The sequence below is a fragment of the Pseudanabaena cinerea FACHB-1277 genome (assembly GCF_014696345.1).
In the GTDB taxonomy this organism is placed as follows: Bacteria; Cyanobacteriota; Cyanobacteriia; order Pseudanabaenales; family Pseudanabaenaceae; genus Pseudanabaena; species Pseudanabaena cinerea.
Window position 1 is genome coordinate 1 of record NZ_JACJPY010000099.1, and the last position, 13,785, is coordinate 13,785.

Annotated in this window: 21 protein-coding genes and 1 pseudogene; 12 read left to right on the plus strand and 10 right to left on the minus strand. The window is 41.7% G+C overall.

Features of this window, described 5'->3' with window-relative positions:
• Positions 1–168 (plus strand): annotated as a pseudogene (locus H6F44_RS23300) (IS4 family transposase); the annotation flags it as partial.
• A 187-nt stretch (positions 169–355) separates the two neighbouring features.
• Here the strand turns inward: H6F44_RS23300 and H6F44_RS19835 are convergent.
• Positions 356–853: an acyl-CoA thioesterase gene (locus H6F44_RS19835; protein WP_190352782.1), complete on the minus strand. Its 498-nt coding sequence runs from the start codon at positions 851–853 to the stop codon at positions 356–358.
• A gap of 92 nt (positions 854–945) precedes the next feature.
• Positions 946–1,329, minus strand: a complete 384-nt coding sequence (locus H6F44_RS19840; RefSeq protein WP_190352783.1) for a DUF3110 domain-containing protein — start codon at positions 1,327–1,329, stop codon at positions 946–948.
• A gap of 124 nt (positions 1,330–1,453) precedes the next feature.
• Here H6F44_RS19840 and H6F44_RS19845 point away from each other — a divergent pair, with 124 nt between their 5' ends.
• On the plus strand, positions 1,454–1,999 hold the full coding sequence (locus H6F44_RS19845) for a WcaF family extracellular polysaccharide biosynthesis acetyltransferase (RefSeq protein ID WP_190352786.1): 546 nt from the start codon (positions 1,454–1,456) through the stop codon (positions 1,997–1,999).
• Between the two features lie 72 nt (positions 2,000–2,071).
• The gene (locus tag H6F44_RS19850; protein WP_190352788.1) at positions 2,072–3,022 is read left to right on the plus strand and encodes a class I SAM-dependent methyltransferase; all 951 of its coding nucleotides are present in this window, start codon (positions 2,072–2,074) and stop codon (positions 3,020–3,022) included.
• Between the two features lie 16 nt (positions 3,023–3,038).
• Here H6F44_RS19850 and H6F44_RS19855 read toward each other — a convergent pair whose 3' ends face one another.
• Positions 3,039–3,536 (minus strand): hypothetical protein, encoded by a 498-nt coding sequence (locus H6F44_RS19855; RefSeq protein ID WP_190352790.1) that lies wholly within the window; start codon positions 3,534–3,536, stop codon positions 3,039–3,041.
• A 180-nt stretch (positions 3,537–3,716) separates the two neighbouring features.
• Between H6F44_RS19855 and H6F44_RS19860 the strand changes: the two genes are divergently transcribed.
• From H6F44_RS19860 to H6F44_RS19880, 5 genes are all read left to right on the plus strand, one after another.
• Entirely contained in the window at positions 3,717–4,229 is a 513-nt protein-coding gene (locus H6F44_RS19860) for a DUF29 domain-containing protein (RefSeq protein ID WP_190352791.1), read from the plus strand.
• 115 nt (positions 4,230–4,344) lie between these two features.
• On the plus strand, positions 4,345–6,414 hold the full coding sequence (locus H6F44_RS19865) for a serine/threonine-protein kinase (protein ID WP_190352793.1): 2,070 nt from the start codon (positions 4,345–4,347) through the stop codon (positions 6,412–6,414).
• Positions 6,415–6,587: 173 nt separating this feature from the next.
• Complete coding sequence (locus H6F44_RS19870; protein ID WP_190352795.1) at positions 6,588–6,932, plus strand: DUF6883 domain-containing protein; 345 nt, start codon at positions 6,588–6,590, stop codon at positions 6,930–6,932.
• A complete protein-coding gene (locus H6F44_RS19875) occupies positions 6,925–7,344 on the plus strand; it encodes a hypothetical protein (protein ID WP_190352797.1) in 420 nt (139 codons plus the stop codon). Before H6F44_RS19870 ends, H6F44_RS19875 begins: the two co-directional genes overlap by 8 nt.
• A gap of 45 nt (positions 7,345–7,389) precedes the next feature.
• Positions 7,390–7,590, plus strand: a complete 201-nt coding sequence (locus H6F44_RS19880) for a DUF2283 domain-containing protein (protein WP_175356199.1) — start codon at positions 7,390–7,392, stop codon at positions 7,588–7,590.
• Positions 7,591–7,599: 9 nt separating this feature from the next.
• Here the strand turns inward: H6F44_RS19880 and H6F44_RS19885 are convergent, their stop codons facing one another.
• The gene (locus H6F44_RS19885; RefSeq protein ID WP_242016672.1) at positions 7,600–7,920 is read right to left on the minus strand and encodes a hypothetical protein; all 321 of its coding nucleotides are present in this window, start codon (positions 7,918–7,920) and stop codon (positions 7,600–7,602) included.
• Positions 7,921–8,152: 232 nt separating this feature from the next.
• Between H6F44_RS19885 and H6F44_RS19890 the strand changes: the two genes are divergently transcribed.
• Positions 8,153–8,371: a hypothetical protein gene (locus tag H6F44_RS19890; RefSeq protein ID WP_190352800.1), complete on the plus strand. Its 219-nt coding sequence runs from the start codon at positions 8,153–8,155 to the stop codon at positions 8,369–8,371.
• Complete coding sequence (locus H6F44_RS19895; protein WP_190352802.1) at positions 8,368–8,775, plus strand: putative toxin-antitoxin system toxin component, PIN family; 408 nt, start codon at positions 8,368–8,370, stop codon at positions 8,773–8,775. The genes H6F44_RS19890 and H6F44_RS19895 overlap by 4 nt, the downstream gene beginning before the upstream one ends.
• Here H6F44_RS19895 and H6F44_RS19900 read toward each other — a convergent pair.
• The 3 genes from H6F44_RS19900 to H6F44_RS19910 are packed head-to-tail and all read right to left on the minus strand — an operon-like array spanning position 8,726 to position 9,409.
• Positions 8,726–8,980: a DUF5615 family PIN-like protein gene (locus H6F44_RS19900; protein ID WP_190352803.1), complete on the minus strand. Its 255-nt coding sequence runs from the start codon at positions 8,978–8,980 to the stop codon at positions 8,726–8,728. The genes H6F44_RS19895 and H6F44_RS19900 overlap by 50 nt on opposite strands.
• The gene (locus H6F44_RS19905; RefSeq protein WP_190352805.1) at positions 8,964–9,188 is read right to left on the minus strand and encodes a DUF433 domain-containing protein; all 225 of its coding nucleotides are present in this window, start codon (positions 9,186–9,188) and stop codon (positions 8,964–8,966) included. Before H6F44_RS19905 ends, H6F44_RS19900 begins: the two co-directional genes overlap by 17 nt.
• The gene (locus tag H6F44_RS19910; protein WP_190352807.1) at positions 9,185–9,409 is read right to left on the minus strand and encodes a type II toxin-antitoxin system HicB family antitoxin; all 225 of its coding nucleotides are present in this window, start codon (positions 9,407–9,409) and stop codon (positions 9,185–9,187) included. The genes H6F44_RS19905 and H6F44_RS19910 overlap by 4 nt, the downstream gene beginning before the upstream one ends.
• A gap of 257 nt (positions 9,410–9,666) precedes the next feature.
• Here H6F44_RS19910 and H6F44_RS19915 point away from each other — a divergent pair, with 257 nt between their 5' ends.
• Both H6F44_RS19915 and H6F44_RS23830 read left to right on the plus strand, forming a co-directional pair.
• Positions 9,667–9,879 carry a hypothetical protein gene (locus H6F44_RS19915; RefSeq protein WP_190352809.1) on the plus strand — a complete coding sequence of 71 codons (213 nt, stop codon included), beginning with the start codon at positions 9,667–9,669 and terminating at the stop codon, positions 9,877–9,879.
• Entirely contained in the window at positions 9,876–10,121 is a 246-nt protein-coding gene (locus tag H6F44_RS23830) for a PIN domain-containing protein (protein WP_190352811.1), read from the plus strand. The genes H6F44_RS19915 and H6F44_RS23830 overlap by 4 nt, the downstream gene beginning before the upstream one ends.
• On the opposite strand, the gene H6F44_RS19925 is transcribed toward H6F44_RS23830, so the two are convergent.
• From H6F44_RS19925 to dnaE, 3 genes are all read right to left on the minus strand, one after another.
• Positions 10,038–10,256, minus strand: coding sequence for a hypothetical protein (locus tag H6F44_RS19925; protein WP_190352816.1), 219 nt, complete (start codon positions 10,254–10,256; stop codon positions 10,038–10,040). The two genes, H6F44_RS23830 and H6F44_RS19925, sit on opposite strands and share 84 nt — an antisense overlap.
• A 79-nt stretch (positions 10,257–10,335) precedes the next feature.
• Complete coding sequence (locus H6F44_RS19930; RefSeq protein WP_190352813.1) at positions 10,336–10,506, minus strand: hypothetical protein; 171 nt, start codon at positions 10,504–10,506, stop codon at positions 10,336–10,338.
• Positions 10,507–10,562: 56 nt separating this feature from the next.
• Positions 10,563–13,604 carry a DNA polymerase III subunit alpha gene (gene dnaE / locus H6F44_RS19935; protein ID WP_190352814.1) on the minus strand — a complete coding sequence of 1,014 codons (3,042 nt, stop codon included), beginning with the start codon at positions 13,602–13,604 and terminating at the stop codon, positions 10,563–10,565.
• Between the last annotated feature and the right edge of the window lie 181 nt (positions 13,605–13,785).

The window sequence follows — 13,785 nt, forward strand, 5'->3', positions numbered from 1 at the left end:
ACGATCCAAATCTACACTTGCTTAATAGCGTATGTTTTATTAGAGCTAGTAGAGATACCAAAAGAGTTTGGCTGTAAGATGTTAGATAAACTGAGGTATTTGCAAGCATTCATGAGTGAGAATATCAGTTATGTACATTGGTTTAGAAAGATAGTGATATTAAGCTGAAATCACGCTTTTTGCAGGAGTAGTGTGTCCATCTTTAGGATAACCTCATGTCTGATTCAACACTTCTGGTTTAGATGTGATCGCATCTCAATCAATTAGTTAAATTTTACGTTTTTATCCCACCTAATGTCTAGATATAAAGCGATCGCTTAATTATTATTTATCTTTGCGATCGCCAATAATTTTTCTAAATTCCTGTGAGTTTGGTGATCGCCCCTTCGAGAGAGCTAGGCAGCGATCGCAATAGCTTACGCTTTTCAAAATCTACAGGCACAAGGGTCACTACTGCGGTTACACATAGATCTTTCTCGGTACGAATTTGATATTGCCAATTTAAGCGCACCTTATCAGGTACTAATTTGGTCATAATTAGCAAATCATCGCCCATTCTGGCGGAACGATGATAGCGCAAATTCATTTCCGCCACGGGTAGATCCACACCCGCCGATACCAATTCTTCAAAACTCATACCCACCGATCGCAAGCATTCCACCCGCGCCTCCTCCATCCAAGTTAAGTAAGCCCCATGCCAGACTACACCCGAATAGTCGGTATGGTGAGGATAGACACGCACGGGATAGTTGTACCAGCCTTCATCGGCGATCGCTGCGTCAAACTTAATAATTTTGCTAATTTCGCTGCCTAGGGTTTGTGAAGGCAAAGCGCTAGAAGGTAGATCTGCCATAATTTGTACCTATATATGATATGCACCTATTTAAAAGTCCTGCCAAGCCAATCCTGTACATCGCAACTTCGTCGTGATGTATAAGATTGACGCTACAACAAATTTTCAAAGCGGCGGCGCATCATGGCAATTACGGGATCTTCGACTTCCGATTCATAATCTAAGGGGAGTTTATCGCCATCTCGTTCCCGCTCCCAATCAGTTCTGTCCACATTTTTTTCGGGGGGAACTAACAGTGCATCGGTCGGCACGATATTGAGATCGTAATGAGCATCTTGGCAAAACTCTTCTAAATCTTGACGGTCAATGCTTTCAACGGTGGGCGACAAAAAATCCTGCGCCTCCAATAAACCTGCATAGCGAATGGCATCATCCTCCTGCTCAAAGGCGATGATGATATTATTCCCTTCGATTTCTAGAGTGTAGATCCCTTCATTATCGGTGTTCGCGTTAAACAGCAATACCCAGACCAGCATAGAAAAACTCGACCATAAGAAAAGCTATATTATTGTATACCAGCAATTCTCATAATAAAACCAATATAAAACCAATTTTTATTTTGCGTGAGTCCCAACCATTTACCAACCCCAAGGAACTATTGTGCGTCTTGATCGCTACAGCATAGGCAAATACACCATTGGCGCGGCTCTCTGGAAACAGTTGCTCTGGTATTTTCTCGGTGCGCCCCTAGTCCGCAGTTACCTAATCCCTTTCTCAGGGTTAAAAGTATGGGTGCTGCGCTCGTTTGGCGCAAAGATTGGTCAAGGCGTGCGGATTAAAACGGGGGTGCGGGTGAAATTTCCTTGGCGCTTAATAATTGGCGATTTTGTGTGGATCGGTGAGGATGCTTGGTTGGATAATCTGGATTTGATCACCATTGAGAGCCATTGCTGCATTTCTCAGTCGGTCTATCTTTGCACTGGCAACCATGACTGGGGCGATCTCGATTTTGGGTTACGCACTGCGCCTATTTATTTAGAAACAGGCAGTTGGATCGCGGCTAGGGCGACTGTCGCCGCAGGGGTGCGTGTGGGGGCAGGGGCAGTTTTGGGATTAGGTAGTGTCGCTACGCGATCGCTAGAACCGATGACAATTTACAGTGGCAACCCTGCGATCGCAGTGAAAGTGCGTAAAATCTTAGAATAACAAATTGAGATTGCTATTCTAAAGCTTTACAAGTTATACAAGTTACATTTTTAAGTTATTTTTAAGTTATTTATGACCGTTACCACTTCCACATCCCTCCCCAAAATTGGACTAGCCTCGCGTTTGGTCAATAGTATTTTAGCGATCGCCCCTTTATTTAATATTGCCAAACAACGCGCTCGTAAAATGATGATCGAACGGGCAGAATCAATGGGCGTAAATTGGTTACAGATTGCATCGGATCTGCAAAAACAGGATCTTGACCATGAATTAACGAAAGTCCAAAATCCAGATTTAAAGTATCCAGAATATTACCTCAAACCCTTCCACGCTTATACCGAAGGCAATCTTGGTTGGCTCCCCGCCACCGAAGTGGAAGTGGCAGCCTATGCTGTCCATTCCCGCATTTGGACTGATGATCAACCACCCGTCAAGGGCGATGCCAGACTGCGCCAAAGCTATCTCGACATCGTGAAGGCACAAATTCCTAATTCTCCCCAAGATATTCTTGATATCGGTTGCAGCGTGGGTATGAGTACCTTTGCCCTGTTCCAGCAATATCCCCAAGCTAAAATCACGGGCTTAGACTTATCCCCACATTTCTTAGCGATCGCTAATCTCAACACCCGCACCAAACATCCTGAACTAAACAACAACGGACAGGTGCAATGGCTCCATGCCGCCGCCGAAAATTCGGGCTTAGCCGATCAGTCCTTTGATTTGATTTCCTGTTTCTTGTTGTTTCATGAACTGCCCCAAGATGCTAGCCGTAAAATCCTGCGGGAAATTCATCGCTTGCTGCGCCCCAACGGTCACTTTGCCATGATGGACATGAACCCCTATTCGGATATCTATCGAAAAATGCCGCCTTACATCCTAACCCTGCTCAAGAGTACGGAACCCTTTCTCGATCAATATTTTGCCTTCGATCTTGCTTCAGAATTAGTGCAAGCTGGTTTTGAGCCGCCTCAAATCACCGCCAATAGCCCCCGCCATCGCACTGTGGTTGCCAGAAAAGCATAGTGAATGTGTTTCATTATTATTTTTGATAGCGAGGATCGCAGTAATCGCGGAGCCATTTATTGGTGGCTTCAGCGATCGCTGCTTCACTGACATCGACAGGTGGTGCTTGACCTGTTCGCATAAAAGCCATTGCGAACCGCCAACCACGGCTAGTTGGTACAAGAAATAACCAATAGGCGCGTTGCGATTGTGTGATCTTGCCTGTTTCCTTTTCTACAACCGATAGAAAGACCTGCTGTGGTAGGCGATCGCGTGGTTGATCAGGGGCAATCGGTAATGGTTCTAATTCAGGCTGACTGATGGCGATTACTTCACGACGCAACCTTAGACGTTGATAACTGCGATTGAGGTAGTCGGGCAACCCCTTGGCAAGGGCTTGACTCAGGCTCGGAAAGTCAGGGGGGCATTGACGCTGGTTAATATAGGTTTCTGGTTGTGCCTGCTCAACTAGCACTAGTAGAGATGTGGCGATCGCTGTTATGGTATAGCTAATAGATAATCGGATATTTTTCATGTATTATTTATGTCATTTTAACGTGAGTGCGGGTAGAGACTATTTTGCCTAGAATAATCAATCTATGTCTTAACATGACTAAAGTAATTACTGGCTTTGTTGTGGCTTTAGCCAATCGTTATCATTGCTGATTATGTTACTTTAAAGATTAGTTGCGAATAAAACTTTGAGGAAAAGCTGATGACACAGGCTTACTTAGAGACAGAGGATATCCACGAAATAGCGATCGCTAATAATTCCACTAATAATTCCCTTGATGCACTTCCCAATCTCTATGAATGCGATTTTAACTTATGGGTGGAGGCAACAGCCCAGCTATTGCGTGAGGGCAGATTAACAGAGTTAGATGTGGTGAATTTACTTGAAGAAGTGGAGTCAATGGGAATTAGTAACAAGCTCGCTTTAAGTAGTGATTTAGTGGTGGTTTTACTACATTTGCTGAAATGGCAATATCAACCCAATAAACGCACCAGAAGTTGGGAAAAAAGTATCGCCGAACATCGTCGGCGCATTGATGAACGCTTTGAAGCTAGTCCTAGTTTGAAAAGATATTATTTGCAAGTATTTGATAAATGCTATCGAAATGCAAGGAAACAAGCCAAAATTGAAACAAGATTACCTTTGACTCATTTCCCTGATATTTGCCCTTTTACTTCTGAGCAGGTGCTTGATCAAGAATTTTTGCCAGAATAGGCGATCGCCCGATATCATCCACAAGATCACCTATAAAATCATCATGTTGCTAAGATTTGCTCACATTAGGCTATAACTAGATCATCAAAGCTTAATTTTTTAAGATTTATCTCGCATGAGTAACTGCCTTTGTCTTGCTTGCGATCGCGCTAACCCTCTAACCCTCAAGTTCTGCACCGAATGCGGCGCAAAGCTCCAAATCCAAGACCGTTACCGCGCTTTGAAGGTAATCGGTCAAGGTGGATTTGGTAAGACTTTCTTGGCTCAGGATGAGTCGAAGCCATCACAGCCGCGTTGTGTGATTAAGCAATTTGCTTTTGAAACGATCAATCCTAATGCGAGTCAAGGGACTTTGGATGTCGCAATCAGGTTGTTTGAGCAGGAGGCAAAGCGGCTTGATGATTTGGGTAAGCATCCGCAAATTCCTGAACTTCTATCTTTTACAATTCATGAGGGCAAGCAGTACCTCATCCAAGAGTTTATCGATGGTGAGACTTTGGAGCAGGAACTAGCGCGGGTTGGTGCTTTTAGTGAGCAGCAGGTGCGGGATGTGTTGGTGGAGGTGCTGCAAATCTTGGAGTTTGTGCATAGCAAGTCAGTAATTCATCGCGATATTTCGCCAGACAATATCATTCGGCGACGTAGCGACAAAAAGTTGGTGCTGGTAGATTTTGGGGCAGCAAAGCACGCAACGGCGACGTTATTGGCAAAGACGGGGACAGGCATCGGGAAGCCGAGTTATGGCGCTCCTGAGCAAATGTTGGGTAAGTCGGTGTTTCAAAGCGATTTGTTTGGGTTGGGGGTGACTTGTTTACATTTACTCACGAATGTGGAACCGTTTACGCTCTATGACGTTTTGGAAAATGAATATCAATGGCGACAGTTTTTGAATGGGAAGATGGTTAGCGATAAGTTTGGGAAGTTGCTGGATCGGTTGACTGCTTACAGGGTAAAGGAACGCCCCAATTCGGTTACGGAGATTTTGCTAGATCTGGGAATTGGCAAAAAAGTGTCTAATCCTGTTAACAATTCAGGTGTCTATAGTTTTAAGGCTGATGAGTTAAAAGCAGAACATCGAGTGTTAATTACTCACACTAGTTCAACTCAACAAACAGAAATTTCTAATAATGCTTTTTCAAATCAGAGTTTATCTAAATTGCCTATTGAATTGCGATCAGCGAAAGGGATTGATTATAAGGAATTAGAAAATCTATTAAAGGAAAAGAAATGGTATGAAGCGGATGAACTAACAAGTTCTCTAATGCTCAAGGTGGCAAATCAGGAAGACTCACTCAGCCTAAATACAGATGATATTGTTGCTTTTCCTTGTGAAGATTTACAGACAATAGACAAGCTATGGGTACATTATAGTAATTCTAGGTTTGGGTTTAGTATCCAGAGAAAAATATGGCTAGATTGCGGCGGTAAGATTGGTAAATATGATGATGACATTTTCAAGGAGTTTGGTACAAGAATAGGTTGGTATAACAAGCAAATTAATGAATGGATTGAATATGATGAGTTCATAGATAGAATTAAAAAAAAGCCAAACCTTTTTCCAGCAGGTCTTCCTACTATTATTCTGTTTTCTCACGAAACTTCACCTTGGAACTGGGATGAAGTTGTTTATGATCTTTTCTCACATCCAGCATTTCAATCATTAATAGGTTGGTATAACAAAGACGATGATTATAGAAGATTAGAGCAACTACTAAAAGCAAAGGAATGGCGTAAAGCTGATGAACTAACTACTAAGCTTATGCCAAAATTGAAATCTCGTAGAAGCTCATATTCATCTAAGACTTACTATTCTTCTGATTATATTGGAGTATTTCCTTGTGAAGACTTGAAGAAAATTGATCAATTATGGATACATTATAGTGATGGCAAATTTGGATTTAGCATACAGAAAAAAATATGGCTAGGTTGTGGTGGAGACATTGGAAATTTTAGAAATTTGGTGGATTTTGGCATAAAAGTCGGTTGGTACTATCCCAACAAGTTCTTTAGTCGTAAAAAGAACAGATGGAAGACATATGATGAGTTTATGACTGACACTAAAAATGCACAAAATACTCTTGCGGGCAGTCTCCCTCTGGCTAGTTTTGGATGGTGGTATTACCTAGAACATATGCATCAATCTTGGTGGGGAGGTTGGGAACTTTTTCAACGTAAAGATTTATAAATTCTAAACGACGGAGGAATAATTCATTGACCACAGAAAATAGGATTAAGCATTTGTCTGATCGCAATTTTTGTGGAGAGATTAGCGATGCAGCTATAAATGAAATGCTAAACCGTCATAATAAATTGCTTTTTTGCTAGAATCTCCACCAAAATAAACTTTTCTCTCTAATCATGATTGATCGCCTCGAATTCCCACTTGCCAAAGCACAATATCTGCTTAGCTATAGCGGCGAACAAGGTAAAGGCGGTGATAAAAGTCAATTTTGGCAAAACATAATGGGATATGACAGCGCTGAATCGATCCGTGACACAATTTTGCAAAAAGTTACACCACAAGACTTAGTATTTCAGCGTCAAGATACTTATGGAGATAGGTATACAGCAATTGTTTCGCTAACCGATCAGCGAGAGCAATCAAGGGAAATCCTCACCGCTTGGATTGTGCTGAAAGGCGAAAACATTGCTAGATTTGTAACAGCAGTACCACAACGCAGCAGGAGGCAAAAACATGAGTAAATTTCAAATGTTTGATTCCGTCACCTTAAATCAAGACATTCAGCTTCACTCTGGTGGAATTGCCCCACAAGGAACTGATGGTGCGATCGTAGAAATATTTAAAGATGGTGAAGCCTACCTAGTCGAACTATTTGGTGGATGGCTAAAGTTCACCACTGAAGGCGAAATGATCGAAGCATCCCAAGACGATCCCGAATCATTTCGTGACACCCTAGATGTAGAAACGCTCTATCCTCACCAAATAAATTCAATAAATGCTCATCAACAAAGCGACAAAGAGAAAGTAAGGCAGCAGCTTTTAGCATTACTAGAACTACTTCCAGAAGAATCAATTCTGCAAGTTAAAGACTTCACTGAATTTCTTTGTTACAAGCAACAAGCTACATCAACCTCAGTAGTTTCCCAAAAATAACGAAAATTGTAATCTGTGTAAAGCGCTATTGGCAGGAAAACAACCATGAAAGTTAAATACGATGCAGAAGCAGATATTCTCATTTTCATCTTGCAAGATGATTTGCCATACGATGCCATATCCGAGCAAGGCGGCGTAATTGTTAGCTACAACGAAGCCCAAGAACCCGTTAGCATTGAGTTCTTAAATGCCTCTAAACGTCAACTATTCAATCCTAGCGAAACCAATTTAGTTGTTTCAAGATAATTAGTCTCGCTAGTTCGCGATCGCTCTTGTCAAAGCTGCACGAATGACTTCAAAACTGGTTTGGTATGCGGTGGCAGTGGCTGATTTGGCGGCTTGGATTTCGGCGGTTGTGAGCAGTTGGCAAAGTCTTTCATAGCATCGGTACTGCCATATGTTTCCTTGATGGTTCGCTCCCACCCAGATATCGGTGAGGGTTCCCCACCCCGATGCTTTGACTAGTTCTATTTGATGGTCAGGTTCGCCAATTTGGATGGATTTCGATAGGGCGATCGCGATTTTTGTGAAGAGATTGGCGATCATGCTGTAGGGGCAGAGCATTACTGCAACCATATATAAATTTTAAGATCCATTTAAATCGGTAATGCTCTGCCCTAAACCTTCGCAAATCATCAACAATCCCCAAACCGCAGGGATAGGCGATCGGTAACAGCGAAAAGGGTAGAGCATTTGTGTATAGACATTTCGGTGATAATTTATGAATATCGTCGCAAATGTTCTACCCCTACATTTATAAAAAAATTACTTTTTGCTAAAATAAAGACAACCAATGCTTTTAACTTCTATGAAAGAAGCCATCACTCTAAACCTGCCAGCCGATGTCAGAGATTCACTCGAAGCGCGATCGCAGATTGAAGCAATCTCATCTATCGAACTTATCGAACGCGCAGTTCGCGAGTATCTTTTAGTGCGTAGGTTGCAAACATTACGCGAAAAAATGCTTAAACAAGCGGATCTGCAAGGCGGATTTACTGACGAAGATATCTTTGAAATGGTGTCATGAGAATAGTCCTTGATACCAATGTCTTAATAGCATCACTGATTTCTAGAGGCAAATGTTATGCACTTGTAGAAAATTCTCTCAAAGTTCATGAAATTATTTCCTCCAAATTTATACTGGATGAACTCGCAGAAAAGCTCCAAAAGAAATTCAAGTATGAGATAGAAGATATAAATGAAGCTTTATCAATATTTCGCTCAAAGATGGCAATAGTTATCCCATCTCCATTAGAGCAGCAAGTATGTCGAGATATTGATGATGATTGGATTTTGGCAACAGCTTTAACAGGTAAAGCTCAATGTATCGTTACGGGAGATAAAGATTTGTTAGCGATCGCCCGATTCGAGAATATTGATATTATTGCCCCTGTAGATTTTCAAACCTATGAAGAAAATTCACTGATTTAGGACAAAGAATTTTAGTGAGGTTTTGTTGTGCTGACAGATTATTATCAATCGTAATAAACACATCAAATTCACTCGCCGCAAGCCTTAGTAATTCACCGTTCTTTTTGCTTGCCCATCCTTGCTCTGGCACGGTCACGATAGTATATCCATCAGATATTTCTCGTTTCAGCTTTTTGGGCAAGCACTCATCAAGCAGCACTTTCATAATCATGTGCCAAATAATATTTGATTGACAGATTTAAGAACTTCACCACTTTTTCTTTCTGCACAGTTGGAAAGTCATCTAAAAATTCTTCCAGAGAGTCTCCTGCTTCAAGATAATCAACCAAATTCTTTACAGGAACTCTAGTTCCCTTAAATACAGGTATTCCAGAGAGAATTTCAGGATCTTTTACAATTAATTGATCTTTCATTTTGTTACCTCAATAGGAATCTGCTCAATTAAAGCTTTACTAGAAGGAATCTCTTTATTTTGTTGCTTATATGCAGCAATCATTTCCTTTAAAGCATCTTGCAAAGATGCGCGACAAAGTTCGAGAGTTTCACCCTCAGTTATTACCTCTTGCCATTCAATGAGTTGCCCCATATAGCCTGAGTCAATCTTTGTATAATTTGCTGTAAAGGTTGTAAGCATATATTTTAAGTTTAGCTAAAGCCTTGATTTGTCTCACTATAGCAAAAAATATTTGAAGATAGGCTATTTTTTGCAATTATTGGTGGCATCACTGGACTAGGCGATCGCCAACTATCTGTCATTACAGTCTGGCTGCAAAGAGCGATCGCCTTTTTTGTTGAGAGATTAGCGATCGCCCTATAAACACCAAATTTACACAGCTATTTCCTTTTTGCTAAAATAACCATCAACAACAAATTCTTACCTTGGTTAAACTCATGATTAGTCGAGAAACCTTAAAAACAGCTATTGATACCATAGACGACACCCAACTAGAAATATTGCATCGCATTATCTTGGCATTCAGTAAACCCATTCCCCATACTGTAAATCATAGTCTCTCAGAAAATATCAACCCACTCAAAGGCAGCATCGTATTTGAGAACGATATTATTTCTCCAATAGATTTATTATGGGAAGCTGAACAGTGATTATCCTCGATACTCATGCTTGGCTTTGGTGGATGAATGAGTCTAACAAACTTTCCGTGAAAGCACTTGAAGCCATTAATAGCGCCGACTTGATTGGCATTCCTGCGATTAATTGTTGGGAAATCGCTATGCTCGTTGAAAAGTCAAGAATTGGTCTATCATCGGTACTGCCATGTGTTCCCCTGATGGTTCGCTCCCACCCAGATATCGGCGAGGGTTCCCCATCCCGATGCTTTGGCTAGTTCTATTTGCTGGTCAGGTTCGCCGATTTTGTCATACCTTTCCATTAATATTTGCATTGACCCTGCGCTCTCTTTGCCGCATTCTGCACAACTTTTTACGGTTGCTTTGATGATTTGGTCTGGAGCTTCACTCAACGGACAACCTCCTCCTTCTCTCCCTATGCTACTAGCTCGCTGCTGGTCATTCCCTTTCTCTTCACTTTTTATTTGAGCTTTAAATCCTCGCGCTGGTGGTAGGCTGGAGTTTTTTGACGTTTTCTTTGGTTTCTTTTCTAACTGTTTCTCTAACTTTTGTATTTTTTTTCTGTATTTTTTTCCATAGTTTTACTATCAATGCTTCCTTCGCCTCTTCTATTAGCTCCTTGAGATTGGGAAGTTCTTTCATCCTGTCATTTTACCACTTTTCGACCTTTTTTTCTTTGGTTTTTCTAGGTTGAGCAATTACCAAGTTTGTTTTGCTACAGCCAAATCTAACCCATGCTCAAAAATCTCATCGATCGCCAGCATCTCACCATCAGTGGTCATGAACTTATGATCCTTCGTAGCTTTGATGCGATCGCCATTTTCTAACTCATACTCAAAGACTTCTTGATTACCGCGGTCGTGCCACTGGGCGATCGGTTGAGTATAGACAAAGCCATTCTCATCAACACTATAAACCTGACATTCGATTTGATACTCAACGATTTTACCGATAGGCATTAAGCCATATTCGACAGTTCTCACTAATGTATCGTAACTGAGACAATATTCCGCGAAGATAACCATCTGATCAAAGAGATCATTGGAAATTTCTTTTCTAATGCCATTCTTAGCACAACCATCAAGAAAAATAGAACGCTGCTTTTCCATTTCTTCGGGTTTCTTTTTCCCCATCGCCCGCCGCAATAAGTCCGCCGCACCAAGGGAATATCCTGCTAGATCCTGCGCCATTTTCATGATCTGCTCTTGATAACAGTTATGGGTGACAACTCCATTGGCAAGGAAATAGGGAGAATCTTGATCTGCCATTTCAATATCAAAGCATTCAGATGTTCCCCAATCTTCAACAGATACTACAAATACGGGAATTACTTCATTTAAAGAATTAGTCTCTAACTGGAAAAGTATTGATCCATAAGTGATATTATCTTCTGTCTCAGTTAGAGGCTGTAATTCATAGGCAAAGCGATCGCCTTGTGGTGTGAGAAAACGATGCTCTGGCGTGCAGAAAATTTCTGTACCAGTCGAGAGCATGATTTTAACAATCGATTTAATGCCGCTTTCCCACTGTTTCGCAACCTTTGCTGACCACACGCGCTTACCATCGGATGAGAGTATTAGATCGCCTTTACGAATATTCTCAATTGTTGTACTTGTGCCATCTGGTCTAGCGATTAAAGTTCCTTTAGCAAGACATAACACACCATAGGTATTGTTTAAAATTGGTTCTAGAGTGTGATGCTGATACTCGATCGCTTCTCGACCATGTTTACGATTGATGAACTTAGGAATTAGCCCCGCATCCAAAGGACCTGGACGATAGAGCGCTAGAATTGAAGAAATATCTTCAATATTGGAAGGTTTGAGATCCTTTACGATCTGCTTCATCCCTGACGATTCTAATTGGAATACCCCTTCGAGATCGCCTTTTTCCAACAGCTTATAGGTCTTTTGATTGGCATCTGTAGACATATCGGGGGCGATCGCATCAATATGAAAATTGGGATCTTGATTGTCGCGAATTAGTTTACTCGTATGCTCAATCGTAGTTAAGTTCCGTAATCCCAAGAAGTCCATTTTTAATAGACCTAGAGATTCTAAATCTTCCATTGTGTATTGGGTGACCACCTGACCTTCATTGCTGCGCTGCAATGGCACAACTTCATCCAATGGAAAAGGCGAAATCACCACCCCTGCCGCATGAACGCCCGAACTTTTGTTCACGCCTTCGATTCGCATTGCCATATCTAGCCATTCATAGACCTTAGGATCTTGCTTATAGCGATCGCGAAAGTCTGGGGCTGGCGACTCTTCGGAAATCATCACCTTCAATTTCGCAGGTTTGCCACGGGAAACAGGAATCATTTTCGCCATCTTGTCGGATTCGCTGTAGGACACATCTAGCACCCTTGCCACGTCTTTGAGAACCGCTTTGGATGTCAGACGGTTAAAAGTCACAATCTGCGCGACTCGTTCCTGTCCATAGCGTTGAGTCACATAATCAATCAATTCGCTACGGTGATCGATACAGAAGTCGGTATCAATATCAGGCATTGACTTTCGTTCAGGATTGAGGAATCTTTCAAAGAGAAGACCATGATGGATCGGGTCGATATTGGTGATACCGAGGGAATAAGCGACTAGCGAACCTGCGGCACTGCCACGCCCAGGTCCAACGGGAATCTTTTTGTCTCTGGCATATTTAATATAGTCCCAAACTACGAGAAAATAAGTCGCAAAGCCCATTTGCATGATAATCCCCAATTCAAAGCGCAAGCGTTCTTGATATTCGGCAGAAATCTCTGCATGGGTTTTCGCATTAAATCTTTGCAATAAGCCTTGCCATGTGACCTCTTCAAAATAAGTGTCCGCAGTATGTCCTTCAGGGATTGGATAGTCAGCAGCACGGGGATCGCGCATGAGGTCGTAGGGCTTGACCTTATTGGCGGCGTGGAGAGTGTTGGCAAGTGCCTCTTCAATTAAATCATCTTCTAAATGATCGCGAAATAGCTGCTTCATCTCTTCATAGGATTTGAGATATTCCATTCCGCTATAACGGAGTCTTTTCTCATCAGAAATCAGCTTTCCAGTTTGAATACAGAGTAGCGCGTCATGAGCTTCCACATCAGAGCAGGAGGTGAAGTGAGAATCATTGGTGGCGATGACGCGAATATCCAATTCCCTTGCTATGTTGAAGATCTCTACATTGACTATGCGATCTTCAGGATAGCCATGATCCTGAATTTCTAAATAATAATCATCGCCAAAATGTTCTTTATACCAAGTTGCAACCCGCCGCGCTTCTTCGCGATCGCCATTCATGATCGCCTGTGGCACTTCTCCCGCAAGACAGCCCGATGTTACCATCAAACCTTCTTTATATTGCAGCAGGTAATCTTTATTAATGCAAGGACGTGCAAAAATACCTTTGCCTTGAAAACCTTGTAAATGAGAAATAGTGGTTAGTTTAACTAAATTGCGATATCCCTGTGTATCCTTAGCGAGAACGCATTGATGATATTTTCTTTTCTTGTCTTCTCTCTTATATTGGACAGTAATATCCCCATTCAATACATACATTTCATTGCCAATGATTGGCTTAATTCCCTTAGATTTGCAGGTTTTAATCAACTCGATCGCTCCGTACATGACTCCGTGATCGGTCAAGGCGATCGCTGGCATCCCTAGCTCAACGGCACGGCTCACTAGATTAGGAATTTGGCTTGCCCCATCTAGCAGACTATATTCAGTATGAACGTGTAAACCCACAAATCCAGTCATAGCGACCTATCAAATTAGTCTTTTGTTAATTATACCAAAGCGCAAAATGATATGCGCTCCGCTCGATCACCAGAGTAATCCTGACGGGGCGACAAAAGATATGGGAAGTATGAGTAGATGGGGATTTGAGGATTTAAGATAAAAAAGATAGGTCAAGTCATAGTAAGTATGACCTATCTAG